This is a genomic window from Dactylosporangium sp. NPDC005555 (assembly GCF_040605635.1).
Lineage (GTDB): Bacteria > Actinomycetota > Actinomycetes > Mycobacteriales > Micromonosporaceae > Dactylosporangium.
In genome coordinates, this window is sequence record NZ_JBEXDG010000014.1 from 14,719 (window position 1) to 33,196 (window position 18,478).

Sequence of the window (18,478 nt, forward strand, 5' to 3'; positions counted from 1 at the left end):
CGCGTGCCGCCGCGCTGGTTGTCCTCGTGCTCAGAACGCGTCCACGGCGTCGGCGAGGGAGCAGACGGACACCAGGCGCAGGACGGTCCAGTCGGCGTCGGTCCAGTCGATGGTGTCCGGGGTCGGCAGCGGCCGGCCGTGCCGCTGGTGGACGGCGATGACGCTGCGGGCGTACCCGGCGAGGGAGATCGAGTCGACGGCCCTGCCGGCGGCGGTGATGCTCTGCCGGACCGCGGCGGCGTGCTGGTCGACCTTCGCCAGCAGGAACGGCTGGGCCAGGGCCTCGACCAGGCCGTCGACGCCGACCATGGCCATCACCTGGTCGAGCTGGAAGCGGGCGTCGAGCTCGGCGGTGGCCAGATAGCCGGCGTCGAAGGCGGTCGGGGCGGCGGGGGTGAGTTCGTTGTTCATGGACGATGACGCTAGGCAGTCCGGAGCCGCTCGGGACCCCCAACAACCATCCGGCACCCGTTCATGACCCACTGCACTCCGTACGGGCGACAAACCCTTGCTTTTCTCGTCCTGCCGGTGGTTTTTGTCCGCAGATTTTGTCGGTGGTGGCGTGCAGAATGTGGGCACCCCACAGGAGGCACCCCTTGTCCGACCGAAGCTTCGCCGCACCGCCGCGGCGCCCTCTCACGGCCGCCGCGGCCCTCGTCGTCCTCGCGCTGCTCGCGTTCCTCGGCATCGCCGACGTCCAGCCGCCGGCGCCCCGTCCCGCCTCGGCGCCCGCCGGCGACTTCTCCGCCGCCCGCGCGTTCACCCACGTCGAGCGGATCGGCCAGGAGGTCCACGTCACCGGCAGCCCCGCCGCCGACCGGGTCCGCGAGCACATCGTGACCAGCCTCACCGGCCTGGGACTGAAGCCCGAGGTCCAGGACACCGTGGGGGTCAACGCGGGCAAGTTCGGCGACGGTGGCATGGCCCGCGTCCGCAACGTCGTCGCGGTGCTGCCCGGCTCCGCCTCCACCGGCCAGGTCGTCCTCATGGCGCACTACGACTCCGTCCAGGTCAGCTTCGGCGCCAACGACGACGGCGCCGGCACCAGCACCCTGCTGGAGGTCGCCCGCGCCCTCACGACCGGCGCCCCGCCGCGCAACGACGTCGTGTTCCTGTTCACCGACGCCGAGGAGGCCTGCCTGTGCGGCGCCGAGGCGTTCGTCAGCCTGCACCCGCTGGGCCAGAAGCCGTCCGTCGTGCTCAACTTCGAGGCCCGCGGCAGCAGCGGCCCCGCCGTCATGTTCCAGACCTCCGTCGGCAACGCGGACCTCATCGACGTCTATGCCCGCACCCCGCACCCCGTCGGCACCAGCCTCGCCGTCGAGGTCTACCGGCTGCTGTCCAACGACACCGACTTCACGCCGTTCCTCGGGCAGTCCCGCTTCACCGGTCTCAACACGGCCTACATCGACGGCTCCAGCGTCTATCACAGCCCGTTCGACCGGCCGTCGACGATGAACAGGGCCAGCCTCCAGCACCACGGCGACAACGCCCTCGCCCTCACCCGCACCCTCGGCGGCGCCGACCTGCCGCCGCTGCTGCGCCCGGCCTCCGGCGACGCGGTCTACTTCCCGTTCGCCGGTCTGCTGGTGCGCTACCCGTCCGCGCTCACCTGGCCGATCGCCGCCCTCGCCCTGATCGCCGTCGCCGCGCTGGTGTTCCTGGCCCGCCGCCGCGGCCTGACCTCGGTCCCGCGCAGCCTCGCCGGCCTCGGCCTCGCCCTCGTGCCGCTCGTCGCCGTCGCCGTCGCCGCACAGCTGCTCTGGACCCTGCTGGTCGCGCTGCGCCCCGGCTACGGTGAGCTGCTCGACCCGGCCCGCCCCACCTGGTTCCGCTTCGGCGTCGTCGCGCTCACCGCCGCCGTCCTGCTCGCCTGGTATGCCCTCACCCGCCGGCGGCTCGGCCCCGTCCCGCTCGCCACCGGCGCCCTGGGCCTGCTCGCCGTCCTCGGCCTGGTCTTCGCCGCCGCGATCCCCGGCGGCTCCTATCTCGTCGCCCTGCCCGCCCTGTCCGGCGCCCTGGCCGGCATCGCCGCGCTGTACGTGCCGCGCCCCTGGCTCGCGACCGCCGTCCTCACCGCCGGCGCCGGCGTCGCCGTGCTGATCCTCGCCCCGACCGTCGCCCTCTTCTTCCCCGCCCTGGGCCTGGCCACCGGCGCCGCCCCCGCGCTCTTCGCCGCGCTGCTCGGCCTCGCCGCCCTGCCCGCGTTCGAGCCCCTGTTCCGCCCCGCAGGCGCCGACCGGCACCGCGTCCTCGGCGCCGCCCCTGCCGTTGCCGCGCTCGTGGTCGCCCTGGTCTGCACCACCACCGGCATGGTCGCCGACCGCTTCGACCCAGGCCACCCGGAGCCCACCCACCTCATGTATGCCCTGGACCGCGACACCGGCACCGCGTCATGGGTCAGCCTGGAGCGGTCGCCGGGCGCCTGGACCTCGCGCTATGTCCGCGACCACCGCTCCCTCGACGAGCTCTTCCCCGTCCTGCCCGCCGGCGACCTGTCCGTCGGTCCCGCCCAGGCCGCCCCGCTCCCGGCCCCCACCGCCACCGTCCTGTCCGACACCACCACCGGCGACCGCCGCACCGTCACGTTCCGCCTCGCCTCCCAGCGCCCGGTCCGCTTCATCTCCTTCTACGGCGAGGTCGGCTCCCACCGCGTCCAGCAGGCCACTGTCGCCGGCCGCCCCGCCGTGCCGTACCTCACCGACCAGAACCGCTTCGGCGTCGTCTTCCACGGCCCACCCACCGACGGCATCGAGGTCACGCTCGTCCTGCAGGGCCCGGGCCCCTTGAAGCTCCGCCTGGTCGACGGCAGCGACGGCCTGGACGCCCTGCCCGGCTTCACCCCCCGCCCCGCATCCGTCGGCATCTTCGGCAGCCACTCCAGCGAGCTCGCCGCCGTCGCCACCACAACCACCATCTGACCGCCCACCACCGCACAGCCGGCGACCGCGCCGGCACCCGGGCCTCCGCAACGAGCAGACAACCGCGGCACGTGGGCCACGACAGCACGTGAGCCGCGGCAGGTGGGCCGAGACGGCACGAGGACCGACGCGAGAATCGGACAACCGCGACAGCACGGAGGAATCGGCGTAGAGCGGGCGGCGCGGCGGTGGGTAGGCCCGGGGCGGTGGTGGGTAGGGGCGGGTGGGTGTGCCGACGCGGTTGCTGGCTGTGCGGTGGCTCGCTCGTGTGCCGTCGCGGCTCCCTGCCTCGCTCGCCGTGCCGGCCGGACGCTCAAGCACCCCGGCTGAGACCCGCAGTTGGGCGATGCCGAAGCCTCGATCCGCTCCCAGCCGGCCGCCCCGGCGACGGGCGACCCGGCGAGACACGGGAACACCCTGCCCAGCAAGTCCACCGCGTCGCGACCTGAAGTTCTCGGTGGCCAGATCATCGCGGCGCCGTTGGTTCCGGTCGCCGCGAGCCGTCAAGCTGCACCGCAGACACGTCGGCTCGCACCCCGCCCGCCTCACACCGACGTGTCGACAGGAGATCGGGCCGCATCTCCCGCCGTCACAACCCGGTGGATTACTGGTGCCCACACCCCACCGATCCACCGCGTTGCGGTGCCGGTCCCGGCGGCGACCCGTCGACTGCAACGGTGTTCGTTGCGGTTATGCGGTGCGGGCGGCCCAGCTGCGCTGTACGTGCGTCACCCGCACCCGTTGCGTGGCCGCCCGGCCCGGCCCGGCCTGTCCGCCTCGGCCGGCCGACGTGGCGACGGTTGGCCTGGCACAACCTGGTGGATAACTGGTGTCCGCACCCCACCGATCCACCGGGTTGCGGGGCCGGTCCCGGCGGCGAGTCGTCGAATGCAAACGGTGTTCGTTCCGATTGTGCGAGCTGCCCAGCTGTGCTGCAGGTGCGTCATCCGTGTCCGCAGCCGCTGTGTGGCCGCCAGGCCGGGCGGATCCACCGGCCCGGCGAATGTCCGCCCGCGCACGGTGTGGTCGATCCCTACCGCGGACCCCGGCAGTCACTCCCGGGAGAGCGCCGTGAGCAACCAGGCCGGTCGCCGGCCACGGACGTCAACGCCCGTGGTCGGCCGTGGCGCGGTGCCGGGCGAGGATGGTGGACAGGGCGGCCTGGATCTCGCGGGCGGCGAGCTCGGCCCGGCGCAGGGATTCGAGGTCGGCGGCGTCGGCCGGGTAGAACGTCAGGCGGCCGTCGTCGTGCAGGGTCATCGGGACGTCGACGCGGTCGAGGATGGCGCCGAGCAGCTCCTGGCCGTGGCGGAGCAGGGCGGCCGACCTGCGCAGGGCGTCGGCGGTCGCGCGGCGCTCCTCGCGCAGGCGCACGGCGGCCTCCCGCATCGCCTTCCAGTCGCCATGGACCCGCCACACATCGTCGACCGTGACCGCCGCACTCATACCTCCGAAGGTACGAGCCACCACACCCACCACGGAAGCAAGATCTTCTTCCTGTGGATAACCCTGGCCGGCGCTGGCGCGGTGGTCACCAGGCATGATCTGGGGCGTGTACGAGCTCGACGTGATCGCCGACGACAGCCTCGGCCGCTTCGTCTCCCGCTGGTACGGCCTGCCCGACCGTCCCCGGAGCCCCCTCGACCTGCCCGCCATGCCGGAGCCCCTGGCGGAGTGGCACCGCGTCGCGGCCCGGTACTCGCTGCCGCTGAGCCGCGACCATGCGATGACCGCCCCCGCCGACCTCGACGGGTCCGGGTCTCCCGGCCTGGTCCGCTTCTGGTCCGGCACCGACGACTGGTACTCGTACGCGCCGGGCTCCTCCGACCCGCAGGTGATCGAGAACGACACGGTCGAGACGGGACTGCCGCTGTCGAGGTTCCTCGTGTACGCCGCGGTCTACGAGGCGACGTACACCCCGCTGCACGGTCTCGTCCGCATGTCACCCGCCCCGGACGAGCTCCGCCAGGTCAAGCTCCGCCTCCGCGAGCTCGACGACCCCCTGTGGCGCTGGCCGTCCCCGGAGACCCGCTACCACGGCGACGACGACCTCCTCGCCCACCTGGGCCCGGACCGCGTCGTCATCGCCGCCCGCCACCGCGACGCCCTGGGCCGCTTCGACGGCCTGGGCCTGCCCTGGGACTGGGACACCCGCACCGTCTGACCCGGACCCGGAGCGCAGGACCAGGACCGGGACCGGGACGTCCGCACCGCCCGGCCCGGGCGGGCGGCAGCGTCAGGGCACGTGGACGAGCATGGCGCAGACGTCCTCGTCGTCGGGCACGTTGAGGCTCTTGACGAGGTGGTTGATCACCGCGTCGAAGTCGCTCAGGTCGATGTGGTCCCCGGCCCGGCGGACCAGGTCCAGGCCGCCGCCGCGGCGCCGGTCGACCCGGGCCTGCCCGCCGGTGTACAGCAGGACGCGGTCGCCCGGGTCCAGGGTCACCGTCGTGTCGGAGTAGCGCATCTCGGTCACCTCGCCCAGCGGCAGGCCGAGGGGGCCGGAGAGCACGGTGCCCTGCCCGGCGGCGGTGTACCTGATGGGCGCCACCTGCCCCGCCGCGGCCCAGCGCAGCTCGCGGGTCGAGGGGGAGTAGCGGGCGACCATCAGGCAGGCGGTGTGCTCGACCTCCATCGCGCAGAGCATCCCGTTGACGGCGCTGAGGATGTCGCCGGGGGACATGTCAAGGGCGGCGTACGCGCGGACCGCGTAGCGCAGCCGGGCCGCCGTCGTCATCGAGGACAGGCCGCGGTCGTCGACGTCGCCGAGGACGAGGATCGTGCCGCCGTCGGGCAGCGAGGTGGCGTCGAACCAGTCGCCGTCGACGGTGCCGACGCGCTCGGAGGAGCGGCAGTGGCCGCAGATCTCGACGCCCTCCATGTGGCCGAGCTCCGGGTCGGTGGGCAGGAGGGCCTTCTGCAGGGCCTGGGCGGCACGGCGCTCGTCGGCGACCCGGTGCCGCTGCGCGGCGAGGGCCTCCTCGGCGCGGCGCAGCCGGGCCTCGATCGCGCGCTCCTCGGTGACGTCCTGGACGGTGCCACGCACGGCGGTGACGTTGCCGGTGTCGTCGAAGAGGGGCTCGGCGGTGAGGCGGAGCCGGCGGCCGTTGACCCGGCCGGCGCCGCGGACCTCGGCGAGGAGGTGCTTGCCCTCCACGACGGTGCGCCGGACGGCGTCCTGGACGGCGAGGAGGTCGTCGGCGTGGACGCTGGCGGTGAGCTCGTCGACGGGGACCCGGGCGGCGTCGCGGCCGCCGTGGAAGAGCCGGATCAGCTCGGGGGAGCAGCGCGGCTCGGGGTCGCGCAGCTCCCAGCAGAACGAGCCGACACCGGCGATCCGCTCGGCCTGCAGGAGCTGGTCGTAGAGCAGGTCGGCCTCGGTCGCGATCCGCCACACGGCGAACACCCGGTCCCACAGCCGCACGGCGTGCACGGAGATGGTCTGCGTCGTCGGTACCCCGTCGGTGCGCGGATCGGCGCGCAGCCCTTCCAGGCGGCGGGGCTGGCCGTCCTGCAGCATCCGGGCGAACTCCGGCAGCAGGGTCGCGCTGCCCAGCGTCGGATACGCGGCGAGCAGCGTGGCCTCGTCCGGGTCGACGCGGGCGGTGGTGAGGACCTGTCTGGCCATGACGTTGGCGTACTCGACGCGGAAGTCGACGAGCTGCCCGTCGACGGTGACGGGGGACAGCAGCGCCGCCGGGTGGTGCAGCACGTCGACGACGGTCGGCAGCCACACCTGCGCCGGGGCGGCCTGCGCGCTCTCCTCGCCCTCGACGTGGAACCAGGCGCTGGCGATCTCGTCGCCGATGAGGGTGTCGACCTGCCGGGCGACGGGCTCCAGCAGCGCCGCGACATACCGGCGCAGCTCGTCGCTGTCGGGGAGGCCGTCGGCCCAGCTCATGATGATCGCGCCGAGGACCCGCTCGCCGGAGATCAGCGGCGAGGCGAGCACGGTGTCGCCGCTGAACGGCAGCTGGCCCATCACCGGGAACCGGCGGGTGACCTCATCGCCGCCGACGAGCCAGATCGTCTCGACGTCCTGGACGGCGACTACCAGCGGCAGCGCCGGGTCCGGGGGGATCCGCGACCAGCGGCTGCGGACCTCGCCCGCGATGCCGAACGCGCCGACGCCGCGCTGCGCGCCGTCCGGGTCGAGCAGCGTGATCATGATCGAGGTCGGCGGGGGCCACGCCGTCGGGGCGGTGCCGAGGACCTCGGCGATCTCGTCGTAGCCGCGGGCGGCCGCGATCCGGGCGCTGAGCAGCTGGTGCTGCGACTGCAGCGCCTCGACCTCGGGGCTACGGCTGGCCCGCCGGCGGGGCTTCTCGGCGGCCGGCGGCGGCGTGTCCGAGGCGGAGGAGGAGACCGGGGCCGTCCGGGTGCGGCTGCGCGCGACGTGCTGGCGCAGCTCGTCGTCGATGAGATTCACCACATCGGGTGCGTCCGGGTCGGGCGAGGTGGTGCCGACGATCGCGGCGGCGACCTCGATCAGCTTGATGTTGGTGCGCTGCGACAGCCGGACCAGCTGGTCGAACCCCTGGTCGGGGCTCACTCCGAGCCGCTCGACGAGCACGCCCTTGGCCTGCTCGATCACCGCCCGGTTGCGCATCGCGGTGCGGACGCCGGTGAGCTCGGCGCGCAGCTTCGCGACGAGCGCCGCGAGGGCCTCGGCCGGTTCGGCGCTGCCACCCTCGGCCGGCACCTGGCCCTGCGCAGCGGCCTGCCCAGACGCCTGTCCGGACGCCGACGCAGACGGTCCGGCGCCCGACCGACCAGTGCCCGACGGCTTGGCCACCATGCCTCCACATCCTCGCCCGTGCTGCTGAACCCGGTCGTGAACCCGGAGCGGACCCCGGTGTCACCCGAGCCGGTTGCGACTCGACCGTTGATGTTTACCACCAACCGGCCCGGGTAGGGGCGTTGGCAGGTCAGCGCAGTCGGCCAGGTGGAGGTGCGCACGGTGCAACAGGCATCTTCGTCGCGGGCGGGTGCGGGTTGAGGATCGCGATCGTGTCCGTGCACGCGAGCCCGCTGGCGCTCGGGGGCTCGGGCACAGGTGGCCAGCACACCCACGTCACCGCCCTCGCGGAGGCGCTCGGGCGGCGCGGGCACGACGTGCGGGTCTACACCCGCCGCGCCGCCGCGGCCCCCGACGACGTGGTCAGGACCGCCGGTTTCATCGTCGAGCAGGTGCCCACCGGACCCGCGGAGGACCTGCCCGCCGACGCCCTGCTGCCGCACGTCGGCGACTTCGGGCGGTGGCTCGCCGCGCACTGGCGCGACGACGCGGTCCGCCCGGACGTCATCCACGCCCACTTCTGGCTCAGCGGCCTCGCCGCCCTCACCGCCACCGCCGAGCACCGGATCCCGGTGGTGCAGACGTACCACGGGCTCGGCACCGTCAAGCGGCGGCTGCTCAAGGACCGCGACACCAGCCCCGACGCGCGGGTCGGCCTGGAGCGCACCCTCGGCACGATGGCCGACCGCGTCGTCGCGCAGTGCGAGGACGAGGTCGGCGAGCTCGGCCGGATGGGGATCCGCCGCTCCGACACCGTGATCGTCCCGTCCGGCGTGGACGGTGAGCTGTTCGCGCCGAGCGGCTCCCGCGCCGACCACCTGCGCCCCGGCATGCGCCGCATCCTCAGCGTCGGGCCGCTCGTGCCCCGCAAGGGCTTCGCGGACCTCGTCGAGGCGCTGCGCCGCGTCCCGGGCGCGGAGCTCGTCGTCGTCGGCGGGCCCGCACCGGACCGGATCGACCGCGACCCCGAGGCGCGCCGCCTGATGGAGCTCGCCGACCGGTTCGGGGTCGGTGACCGGGTCCGGCTCGTCGGCGCCGTCCCGCAGCAGGAGCTGCCCGGCTGGTACCGCTCCGCCGACGTCCTCGCGTGCGCCCCCTGGTACGAGCCGTTCGGCCTCACTCCGCTGGAAGCCATGTCGTGCGGGGTGCCGGTCGTCGCGTACGAGGTCGGCGGCATCGGTGAGAGCGTCATCGACAACGTCACCGGGCTGCTCGTGCCGCCCCGGGACGTGCCGGCGATGGCGGGCGCGCTGCGCGGGCTGCTCGGCGACGAGGTGCGCCGGATGAGCTACGCCAGCGCCGCGATCGACCGGGTCCGCTCCCGGTACACCTGGGACCGCACCGCCACCGACGTCGAACGGGTCTACCGGGCGGTGACCGGCGCCGGCGACGTGGGCACCGACGCGGACGCCGACGACGAGGCGCTCACCGACGTCGCTTCGTGACCTTGTCATCACAGAGCGCCAGGCGTACGTTGGTATGACCCGCAACATCAGCTGAACGGCTGATCGGCGCGATCGTCAAACAGTCGCGGTCGCCGGCGGCGGGCGTGCGCCGGGCGCTCGAGACCGAGGCGTCTGCTGGCGACATCCTCACGTGGCCCCGTGCCCCCACCCGTGGGCGGCGGCCATGGCAGCTGGCAGGGGGATCCCCCGATGACCGTCACCGTGCACCGTCCAGTCACCGCCGCATCCAGGTCCCGCACCCGCACCCGCACCCACACCGGTCACAAGGACGCCGACGCGGAAACGCGCGCGCTGCTCACGCTCCTGTCGGAGCTGCCCGCCGGCGCCGGCCGCGACCGTGTCCGGGGCCGCCTCATCGAGCTGCACCTGCCGCTCGCCGAATACCTCGCCCGGCGCTTCCGCAACCGCGGCGAGCCCCTGGACGACCTGCACCAGGTCGCGAATGTCGGGCTCATCAAGTCCGTCGACGGGTTCGACCCGGACCGCGGCGCCGCGTTCACCAGCTACGCGATCCCGATGATCGTCGGCGAGCTGAAGCGCCACTTCCGGGACAAGGGCTGGGACGTGCGTGTCCCGCGCCGCCTGCAGGAGCTCCGCCTGGAGATCTCGAAGGTGTCCGGCGATCTCGCGCAGGAGCTCGGCCGCTCGCCGACCGTCGCGGACCTGGCGGCGAAGCTCGGCGTCGACGAGGAGGACGTCATCGAGGGCATCGAGTCCGGCCACGCCTACCGGGCGCTGTCCATCTACGCGCCCGCCGGCGGCGGCGACGAGTCCGGCGCCGAGTTCGCCGACCTCCTCGGCGGCACGGACCGCGACCTGGAGGCCGTCGACGACCGCGAGTCGCTGCGACCGCTGATCGCGCAGCTGCCGGAGCGCGAGCAGAGGATCATCGCGATGCGCTTCTTCGGCAACATGACGCAGACGCAGATCGCGGACCGGCTCGGCATCTCCCAGATGCACGTGTCCCGCCTGCTCGCCCACGCCCTGGCCCACCTGCGCGGCGCCCTCGTGACACCCCTGTAGGCGACAGCGGCGCCCTCGTGACGGGGCTGACGCCGCTGGAGCAGCCCGCGAGAAGCGCGCCGCGCCGGAGGGCGGACGGCTACGCGGGTGTCAGCACCGACGACAGTTGATACACGTTGTACGCCTGCTTGATCACCGGGTGGGCGACGTTGCGGACGGGTACCCCGCCGGGCGTCGTCCCCCGCTCCGATCCGGCGTGCGCGTGCCCGTGGACGGCGAGCCCGACCGCGGGCGCCGCGTCGATCGCCTGCGCCAGCAGATAGGAACCCAGGAACGGGTAGATCTCCAGGGGCTCGCCCAGCAGCGTCTCCGGCACCGGCGAGTAGTGCGTGAGCGCGATCCGTACGTCGGCGTCCAGGTCGGCGAGGGCGACCCCGAAGCGTTCGGCCAGCTCGCGGCTGTGCCGGGTGAACGCCTTCATCTCCGGCTCGCCGAACTCGCTCGCGCACGCGCCCGCGAACCCGCCGCCGAAGCCCTTCGTCCCGGCGACCCCGACGCGCACGTCGCCGACCCGCAGGACGGTGCCGGAGCACTCCAGGACGGTGATCCCGCCGTCCTGGAGGACCTTCGTCACCTCGGCCGGCTGGTCGCAGTGGTGGTCGTGGTTGCCGAGGATCGCGATCACCGGCACGGCCAGGCCGCCGAACTCCCGCACGACGCAGCGCGCCTCGTCGGCGGTGCCGTGCCGGGTCAGGTCACCGGCGAGCAGCAACATGTCGGCCTTGTCACCGAGGTGCTCCAGCGCCGGCCGGTACCGGCCGAGGACGTCCGCGTCGAGGTGGACGTCGCCGACCGCGGCGACTCTGACACTGCCTTCGTCGAACGTCATAGCTCCTCCACGTCCTGCGGCTCGTTGACCCTGGTGAGCCCGATGTTGCAGTGCACCGGCAGGTCCGGGAACGCCTCGTTGACGACCTGGCAGATCAGGTCGCGGCGTTCGGCGCTCTCCACCTCGCCGACGAGGCCGACCCCGTCCTCGGTGCGGACCACCCGGATGCCCTGCTCGGCGATGCGGGGGTCCTCGATGAGCAGCTGGTGCAGCTCGCTCTCGACGTGCTGGTCGATGATCACGAGTGCCTCCTCACAGGGAAGCGGCGAGGGCGCTGGTCTCGTCCAGCGACATGACGCCGAGGCGGTCGATCAAGAACAGAAAAGCATGCGCGTACGGCGAGTGGGCCGTTTCCCGGTACACCCGTGGCCAGTCGATCTGCTCCCGCAGCGACCGCGCGACCGGGAGCCCGCGCGCGTAGTCGCAGTAGTGCGCCGACCACGTGAGCACCTTGTGGATCATCAGCTCGGTCGCCGACAGCACCGGCATGTGGCACGCGTTGACGGCGATCACGTCGGTGTCGGCGAGGGTCGCGTCGGTGACCGGCCGCTGCACCGGGCAGAAGATGAAGTCGATGAGGTTGTCTTGATCCCCCACTGAGTCGAACGCCTTCACCAGCCAGCCCTCGGGCGGCACCTCACCGCGGAACCCGACCTCGGCCAGGGCCGTGAGGACCCGTTCGGCGTCCTCGGCCTTGATGAGGAAGTCGATGTCATGGTCGACGGACTCGCCGCCGCGCGCGTAGACGGCGAAACTGCCCGCCAGGCAGAACGGGATGCCCGAGTCCTTCAAGTGGAACGCCGCGCGTTTCAGTGTGGCGATCAGCGGCTGCCTGTCTTCCGGAACTGCCATGAACAGAGGCTTACCCGTCAGGTCATTGCGTCACACGCACCGATTGCGGCAGGCGTGGGAAGAGTTCCGTCTCCTCCTCCTGGACGTGCTCGCGGACCGTCTCCAGCAGCGCCGACAGCAGCGTGCCGAACGCCGGGTCGGCGTCGTCGAGCCGCGTCAGCCGGGCCACGAGGTCGTCGATGCGGCGGTGCTCGGCGGCCTCGTAGCCGGCGAGCTCCACTGGCAGGCGCGCGTGCAGCAGCCGCTGCTCGGTCGCGGTGTGCGCGGCGAGCATCGCGACCGCGGCGTCCAGCGCGGCCCGGCGGGTGTCCGGCGACCCGGCCGTCTCGATCTCCGCGAACAACGACTCGATCCGGCGGTGCTCGGCGACGAGCAGGCCGACGAGATCCTGCTCCATGGTCAGCTCCCCAGTTTCCGTGGCTCAGGCATGCGGTTGCGTACCCCGCGCGCCACCCGGCTAACCGTCACGCAGCAGACCTGATCGATATGGGCGTGGCGGGCTTCCGCCGGGGTTGGCACGTGTGTTCGAATGTCTGCTCATGGAGCGAAGGAAGCACTGGTGGAACGGCACCTGGGGGCGGCTCGCCCGCCGCGACGTCTATCTCTTCGAGGACGCCGGTCACTGGTGGGTCGAGTCGCGTGAGGGCGGCGCCGACGGGCGCGCCCGCACCTACGAGTTCGACGCGGAGGAGCCCGCGATGGACTGCGTCTCCGGCCTGCTCGCCCAGCCCGGCGACTGGCGCGAGCTGCGCTGAGCGCTTCCCGCACGCCGCTCGGCGGGGGCGGTCCGGGCGGTTGGTCCGGGCCGCCCGCTGTGGGTGGTGGCGCAACGGATCGCCGGGAGCTTGTCGTACAAGACAAGAAAACGCCGACAAGAAGCAGCTTTCCGCAATGGAACGCCGGGCGTGCCACGCCTAGGTTTGGACGCATGAGCCGTCGCTACCTGATGTGTCGACCCACGCACTTCGCCGTTGACTACGCGATCAACCCCTGGATGGACCCGACCGCGCCCGTCGACGCCGGCCTCGCCGTCGCGCAATGGACCAGGCTGCACGAGCTCTACCTGTCGCTCGGCCACACCGTCGACCTCATCGACCCGGTCCCGGGCCTGCCCGACATGGTCTTCGCCGCCAACGGCGCCACCGTCGTGGACGGGAAGGTCTACGGCGCCCAGTTCCGCCACCCCGAGCGCGCCGACGAGGGCCCCGCCTATCTCGCGTGGTTCGAGCGCAACGGCTTCGACGTGCACGCCGCGAAGAGCGTCAACGAGGGCGAGGGCGACATCCTCCTCGCCGGTGAGCACCTCCTCGCCGGCACCGGCCTGCGCACCGAGCTCGCCGCGCACGCCGAGGCGCAGGAGCTCTTCGGCCGGGCCGTGATCACGCTGCAGCTCGTCGACCCGCGCTACTACCACCTCGACACGGCGCTGACCGTCCTGTCGCCGACCAACGTCGCCTACTACCCGGGCGCGTTCTCGCCCGGCAGCCAGGCGGTGCTGCGCCGGCTGTATCCCGACGCCGTCATCGCCACCGCCGAGGACGCCGCCGTCCTCGGGCTCAACGCCGTCAGCGACGGCCACCGGGTCGTCCTGCCGTCCGCCGCCACCCGCCTCGCGGGGGAGCTAGCGTCGAAGGGGTTCCAGCCGGTGCCGGTCGACGTGTCCGAACTGCACAAGGCCGGCGGCGGACCGAAGTGCTGCACATTGGAGGTGCGCGCATGACCAGGCCGGAGCGCAGCGTAGGGCTGGGCGTCATCAGCGCAGTGTTCGGGTCAGGCCGACGCCGCAGCGAAGCGGAGGTGGCGGCATGACCACGTTCGTATCGGGTCTCACCGATCCCGCGATCGAGCAGGCCGAACGATGGACCGCGCACAACTACCACCCGCTGCCGGTCGTCATCGCCTCCGGTGAGGGCGCCTGGGTCACCGACGTCGACGGCCGCCGCTACCTGGACTGTCTCGCCGGCTACTCCGCGCTCAACTTCGGCCACCGGCACCCGGCGCTCATCGCCGCCGCGCACGCCCAGCTGGACCGGATCACGCTGACCAGCCGCGCGTTCCTGCACGACCAGTTCGGCCCGTTCTGCGAGGAGCTCGCCGCCCTCTGCGGCAAGGACCTGGTCCTGCCGATGAACACCGGCGCCGAGGCCGTGGAGACCGCGATCAAGGTGGCCCGCAAGTGGGGTTACAAGGTCAAGGGCGTCCCCGACGGCCAGGCGACGATCGTCGTGGCGGCCGACAACTTCCACGGCCGCACCACGACGATCATCAGCTTCTCCACGGACCCGGACGCGCGCGCCGACTTCGGCCCGTACACGCCCGGGTTCAGGGTCGTGCCGTACGGCGACCTGGCCGCCCTGGCCGATGCGATCGACGACACCACCGTCGCCGTGCTCATCGAACCCATCCAGGGCGAGGCCGGCGTCCTCGTCCCGCCGGCGGACTACCTGCCCGGCGTGCGGTCGCTGTGTTCGGCGCGCAACGTGCTGTTCGTGGCCGACGAGATCCAGTCGGGTCTGGGCCGCACCGGCGAGACGTTCGCCTCGGCGCCGGTGATCCCCGACATGTACGTGCTGGGCAAGGCCCTCGGCGGCGGCATCGTGCCGGTGTCGGCGGTCGCCGCCTCGCGGGAGGTCCTGGGTGTCCTGCGCCCGGGCGAGCACGGCTCCACGTTCGGCGGCAACCCCCTCGCGTGCGCGGTGGCCCGGGCCGTCGTCGAGCTGCTGGGCACCGGCGAGTTCCAGGCGAACGCGCGGACCGTCGGCGCCCACCTGCACGAGCGCCTGAACGCCCTCGTCGGCAAGGGCCTCACCGCCGTGCGTGGCCGTGGCCTGTGGGCCGGCATCGACATCGACCCGGCCCTGATGACCGGCCGGCAGGCGTGCGAGGCGCTGATGGCCCGTGGCGTCCTGGCCAAGGACACCCACGGCTCGACGCTGCGCCTCGCCCCGCCGCTGCAGGTGACGACCCAGGACGTCGACGTCGCCGTCGACGCCCTGGAGGCCGTCCTCAAAGCCTGACGGCCCGCTGCGAGGTCCGCCGAGGTCAGGGGCGGTGGAACAGCCGGCCGAACCAGCCGCGCTGCTCCACCGGGCCCTCGGCGGGCGCCGCCGCGGCGTCGTGGAACGGGCACGCGGCGGCCTCCTCGGGGACCTGCGGGACGATCGGGGAGCGGCCGCGGCGGCCGAGCTCGCGGGCGTCGGAGTCCAGGTAGAAGGCGGGGCGCTGGTCGGCCTCGTAGTAGTAGCGGTGGAACACGCCGGTCGCGGCGCCGCTCATCGGCGGGACGATCCAGCTCCAGTCGGCGGGGACCTCGCGGCCGGCGCGTTCCTCGCTGGCGATGTGGGCGAGGAAGCGCTCCGACTCGCTGTGGTGGTCGCTGATCCGGGCACCCGCCTGGTCGAAGGACCACAGGACGGCGCGGTTCAGCTCCAGCAGCGCGCCGTCGCGCCACAGGGAGCGTTCGGTGCTGGTGTCCAGGCCCATCCGTTCGGCGATGACCGGCAGCAGGTCGTAGCGGTCGGGGTCGGCGAGGTTGCGGGAGCCGATCTCGGTGCCCATGTACCAGCCGTTGAACGGGGCCAAGGGGTAGTCGACGCCGCCGATGGTGAGGCGCATGTTGGCGATCGCGGGCACGACGTGCCAGCGCAGCCCCAGCTCGGCGAACCAGCGCAGCGTCGGGTGCTCGATCCGCACCTCCCAGACCGCGTGCTCGGGCAGGTCGTAGAGGTTCACGTCGCCACCGGGGCCTTCGATCGCGATGGGGAGCACGTCGAAGGGGTTGTCGGGTTTGCCGCGCCAGCCGTACTGCTGCAGCGTCTCGGTGAACTGCGTGTACCGCGGGTCGCCGGTGACCAGCTCGTCTGCCTGGCGGTGCCCGGCGTAGCGGATGAGCTGCTCGTTCCACAGGCGGGCGCCGTCCCGGCCGGGGACGTGCTGTGCGAAGACGGAGATCACGGGGCGGATCACGTTGCGTTCCCGCTGGCCGGCGAGGCGCAGGTGCCGCACGAGCTCCTCGAAGATCTCGTCGGGGGCGCCGACCTTGCGCAGGTCGCGCACGACGAGGCTGCGCCAGTACAGGCGGCCGATGCAGCGGCTCGCGTTGCGCCAGGCGACCCGGCAGCCGAAGACCAGCTCGGCATAGGTCTGGGTGTAGGTGCCCGTCTCGGCGATCTCGTCGGCGATACGGGCGAGGCGTTCCCGGCTGTCGCCCCGTTGCGGGTTCTCGCGGTAGTACTGGTCGAGGAACTCCTCCGCCTCCCGCAGATCCACCGGCAGGTGCGGATCCCACTGCTGACCTGGAGTGTCGCGGTATCCAGGCACGCTCACACTGACCTCCCAACGCCGACGGTGACGTCTCTGGGGTAGTTCCGACGCGGCAAGGAGTTCATGTTCGGTGCCTCACACGGGGCAGAGTCGCACACCGTGTGCGGGATATGTCCGTGAGTCAAGGATGCAAGGTGCAAACGGCAAGGGCACTCCGGCCAAAGGTACCGACCGAAGTGCCCAAAAGGCCGAAAAGCCTGATTTGTCTATCCGGATGCGACCCGCCGCAGCTTCGCCAGGTAGGTCTGCGCGACGACGACGAGCGCGATGAACGCCCCGCTGATCACCGTCTGCCAGGCCGACGTGACCCCGCCGTCCTGGTTGATCAGATTCTGGATGACCTGGAGCAGCAGCACGCCGGCGATCGTGCCGCCGAGCGTGCCGGCGCCGCCGGTGAGCAGCGTGCCGCCGATGACGACGGCGGCGATCGCGTCGAGCTCCATGCCGGTGCCGAGGACGGTGACGCCGGAGCCGAGCCGGGCCGCGTTGATCGCCCCGGCGAGCCCGGCGAGCAGCCCGGACAGGACGTACACCCGGATCTGGGTGCCGCGGATGCGCACACCCATCAGCCGGGCGGCGTCCTCGCTGCCGCCGAGGGCGTAGACGGACTGCCCGAAACGGGTGCGGTACAGCGCGACCATGCCGATCACGAGCAGCACCGCGACCAGGTACACGGCGTACTTGACGCCGAGCAACTCGCCCTTGCCGAAGTCCTTGAACGCGCCGGCGTCCACGAGGTACGTGGTGCGGCCCTCGCCGGACAGGGCGAGCATGAGCCCCCGCGCGCCGAGCAGCCCGGCGAGCGTCACGATGAACGGCGCCAGCCGCGCGTAGGCGATGACGAGGCCCTGCACGAGGCCGAACAGCCCGCACACGACGAGCGGCGCGGCGAACGCGGCGACGACGCCGTACTGCGACGCCCACGCGGCCAGGACCCCGCCGAGCACGTACAGGGAGCCGACGGACAGGTCGATCCCGCCGGAGATGATCACGAAGGTCATGCCGAGCGCGATCAGCGCCGCCGGCGCGGCCGACACGAGCACCGTGCCCGCGTTGTCGAAGCTGCGGAAGTTGTCGTACGCGAAGAGCCCGACCACGATCACGATGCCGAGCACGGCGAGGGCGCCCTGCCGCTGTACGAGCTCGACGATCCGCTCCGTGCGCATCGAGGCCGCCTCGGCCTTCTCGACCGTCGCGTCGGGGGTGACCAGCGTCTGGCTCATCGGGTCCTCCGCTCACGGGCCGTGTAGACCGCGACCAGGATGATGACCGCCTGGACCATCTGCGCGGTCGAGTCCTTCAGGTTGTTGGCGATCATCGTCGCGGTCAGCAGCTGCATGAGGAACGCGCCGGCGACGGTGCCGAGGACGCGGATCTTCCCGCCGGTCAGCGGGGTGCCGCCGACGACGACGGCGGTGATCGCGGACAGCTCGATGAGCAGGCCGATGCGGGACGCGTCGGCGGAGCCGATCCGCGACACCTGGATCACGCCGGCGATCGCGGCGAGCACGGCGGCGATGACGTAGACGGTGATGAGGACCCGTTTGACGGGGACACCGGCGAGCTGGGCGGCGGCCCGGTTGTCGCCGATCGCGAGGAGCCGCCGGCCGAACACCGTGCGGCGGATGACGAACCCGACGATCACGGCGAGGACGGCGGCGATCCACACCGTGTAGGGCACGTCGAGGAACGCGTCGGTGCCGATGGCGAGGAAGTCCTTGTCGCGGATGTCCTTGTACTTGCCGTCGGACAGGACCAGGGCGACGCCCCGGCCGGCGACGAGCATGGCGAGGGTCGCGACGATCGGCTGGAGGCCGACGAACGCGACGAGGCTGCCGTTGACGAGCCCGACGAACACGCCGCCGAGGACGGCGAGCAGGAGCGCGGGGACCATCCCGTACCCGAGGTACAGCGGGATGAGGGCGGCGCCGAGCGCCATGACGGACCCGACGGACAGGTCGATGCCCTCGGTGCCGATGACGAGCGCCATGCCGAGCGCGACGATGACGACGGGGGTCACCTGGACCAGCTGGATGCGGAAGTTGTTCCAGGCCAGGAAGTTGTCGGTGTAGACGATGTTGAACAGCACGAGGACGGCGAGGGCCACGTACACGCCGTACGCGGGCAGCAGCCGTCGTACGGTGGCGGCGTCGAGCCCGCGGGACTTCTCACCGGGCTTCGAAACGGCGGGGGCGGTCATGCGTCCTCACTTCGTTCCGGGCGCCTGCCCCAGGGCTGTCCTGTTGATGACCGGCCCGAGGCGCTT

The 18,478-nt window shown here is 72.6% G+C and carries 17 protein-coding genes; 7 read left to right on the forward strand and 10 right to left on the reverse strand.

Annotation, left to right across the window (positions count from 1 at the left end; translation table 11 throughout):
- Nucleotides 1–30: 30 nt before the first annotated feature.
- Nucleotides 31–411, reverse strand: a complete 381-nt coding sequence (locus ABZS58_RS17990; RefSeq protein ID WP_354782703.1) for a DUF6401 family natural product biosynthesis protein — start codon at nt 409–411, stop codon at nt 31–33.
- 185 nt (nt 412–596) lie between these two features.
- Between ABZS58_RS17990 and ABZS58_RS17995 the strand changes: the two genes are divergently transcribed.
- Nucleotides 597–2,921, forward strand: coding sequence for a M28 family peptidase (locus tag ABZS58_RS17995; protein ID WP_354782705.1), 2,325 nt, complete (start codon nt 597–599; stop codon nt 2,919–2,921).
- A gap of 1,104 nt (nt 2,922–4,025) precedes the next feature.
- Here the strand turns inward: ABZS58_RS17995 and ABZS58_RS18000 are convergent.
- The gene (locus ABZS58_RS18000; RefSeq protein ID WP_354782707.1) at nt 4,026–4,367 is read right to left on the reverse strand and encodes a hypothetical protein; all 342 of its coding nucleotides are present in this window, start codon (nt 4,365–4,367) and stop codon (nt 4,026–4,028) included.
- Nucleotides 4,368–4,461: 94 nt separating this feature from the next.
- Here ABZS58_RS18000 and ABZS58_RS18005 point away from each other — a divergent pair, with 94 nt between their 5' ends.
- Entirely contained in the window at nt 4,462–5,085 is a 624-nt protein-coding gene (locus tag ABZS58_RS18005; RefSeq protein ID WP_354782709.1) for a hypothetical protein, read from the forward strand.
- A gap of 72 nt (nt 5,086–5,157) precedes the next feature.
- Here ABZS58_RS18005 and ABZS58_RS18010 read toward each other — a convergent pair whose 3' ends face one another.
- Nucleotides 5,158–7,623, reverse strand: a complete 2,466-nt coding sequence (locus ABZS58_RS18010) for a SpoIIE family protein phosphatase (RefSeq protein ID WP_354782711.1) — start codon at nt 7,621–7,623, stop codon at nt 5,158–5,160.
- Between the two features lie 308 nt (nt 7,624–7,931).
- Here ABZS58_RS18010 and ABZS58_RS18015 point away from each other — a divergent pair, with 308 nt between their 5' ends.
- Both ABZS58_RS18015 and ABZS58_RS18020 read left to right on the forward strand, forming a co-directional pair.
- Complete coding sequence (locus ABZS58_RS18015; RefSeq protein WP_354782713.1) at nt 7,932–9,164, forward strand: glycosyltransferase; 1,233 nt, start codon at nt 7,932–7,934, stop codon at nt 9,162–9,164.
- Nucleotides 9,165–9,374: 210 nt separating this feature from the next.
- On the forward strand, nt 9,375–10,208 hold the full coding sequence (locus ABZS58_RS18020; RefSeq protein WP_354782715.1) for an RNA polymerase sigma factor SigF: 834 nt from the start codon (nt 9,375–9,377) through the stop codon (nt 10,206–10,208).
- A gap of 79 nt (nt 10,209–10,287) precedes the next feature.
- Here the strand turns inward: ABZS58_RS18020 and ABZS58_RS18025 are convergent, their stop codons facing one another.
- Genes ABZS58_RS18025 through ABZS58_RS18040 form a run of 4 tightly spaced genes read right to left on the reverse strand, consistent with a single transcriptional unit; the run spans nt 10,288 to nt 12,286 of the window.
- On the reverse strand, nt 10,288–11,037 hold the full coding sequence (locus tag ABZS58_RS18025) for a metallophosphoesterase (protein ID WP_354782717.1): 750 nt from the start codon (nt 11,035–11,037) through the stop codon (nt 10,288–10,290).
- The gene (locus ABZS58_RS18030; RefSeq protein ID WP_354782719.1) at nt 11,034–11,279 is read right to left on the reverse strand and encodes a hypothetical protein; all 246 of its coding nucleotides are present in this window, start codon (nt 11,277–11,279) and stop codon (nt 11,034–11,036) included. The genes ABZS58_RS18025 and ABZS58_RS18030 overlap by 4 nt, the downstream gene beginning before the upstream one ends.
- Nucleotides 11,280–11,289: 10 nt before the next feature.
- Complete coding sequence (locus ABZS58_RS18035; RefSeq protein ID WP_354782721.1) at nt 11,290–11,889, reverse strand: hypothetical protein; 600 nt, start codon at nt 11,887–11,889, stop codon at nt 11,290–11,292.
- Between the two features lie 22 nt (nt 11,890–11,911).
- Nucleotides 11,912–12,286: a hemerythrin domain-containing protein gene (locus ABZS58_RS18040; protein ID WP_354782723.1), complete on the reverse strand. Its 375-nt coding sequence runs from the start codon at nt 12,284–12,286 to the stop codon at nt 11,912–11,914.
- A gap of 142 nt (nt 12,287–12,428) precedes the next feature.
- Between ABZS58_RS18040 and ABZS58_RS18045 the strand changes: the two genes are divergently transcribed.
- From ABZS58_RS18045 to rocD, 3 genes are all read left to right on the forward strand, one after another.
- Nucleotides 12,429–12,644, forward strand: coding sequence for a hypothetical protein (locus ABZS58_RS18045; RefSeq protein ID WP_327008940.1), 216 nt, complete (start codon nt 12,429–12,431; stop codon nt 12,642–12,644).
- 173 nt (nt 12,645–12,817) lie between these two features.
- Nucleotides 12,818–13,609 (forward strand): dimethylargininase, encoded by a 792-nt coding sequence (ddaH, locus tag ABZS58_RS18050; RefSeq protein ID WP_354782726.1) that lies wholly within the window; start codon nt 12,818–12,820, stop codon nt 13,607–13,609.
- Nucleotides 13,610–13,694: 85 nt separating this feature from the next.
- Nucleotides 13,695–14,906 (forward strand): ornithine--oxo-acid transaminase, encoded by a 1,212-nt coding sequence (gene rocD / locus ABZS58_RS18055; protein WP_354782728.1) that lies wholly within the window; start codon nt 13,695–13,697, stop codon nt 14,904–14,906.
- A gap of 25 nt (nt 14,907–14,931) precedes the next feature.
- Here the strand turns inward: rocD and ABZS58_RS18060 are convergent, their stop codons facing one another.
- The 3 genes from ABZS58_RS18060 to ABZS58_RS18070 form a co-directional block, all read right to left on the reverse strand.
- A complete protein-coding gene (locus ABZS58_RS18060) occupies nt 14,932–16,215 on the reverse strand; it encodes a nitric oxide synthase oxygenase (RefSeq protein WP_354782730.1) in 1,284 nt (427 codons plus the stop codon).
- Nucleotides 16,216–16,418: 203 nt separating this feature from the next.
- On the reverse strand, nt 16,419–17,435 hold the full coding sequence (locus ABZS58_RS18065; RefSeq protein ID WP_354782732.1) for an ABC transporter permease: 1,017 nt from the start codon (nt 17,433–17,435) through the stop codon (nt 16,419–16,421).
- Nucleotides 17,432–18,412 (reverse strand): ABC transporter permease, encoded by a 981-nt coding sequence (locus tag ABZS58_RS18070; RefSeq protein ID WP_354782734.1) that lies wholly within the window; start codon nt 18,410–18,412, stop codon nt 17,432–17,434. The genes ABZS58_RS18065 and ABZS58_RS18070 overlap by 4 nt, the downstream gene beginning before the upstream one ends.
- Between the last annotated feature and the right edge of the window lie 66 nt (nt 18,413–18,478).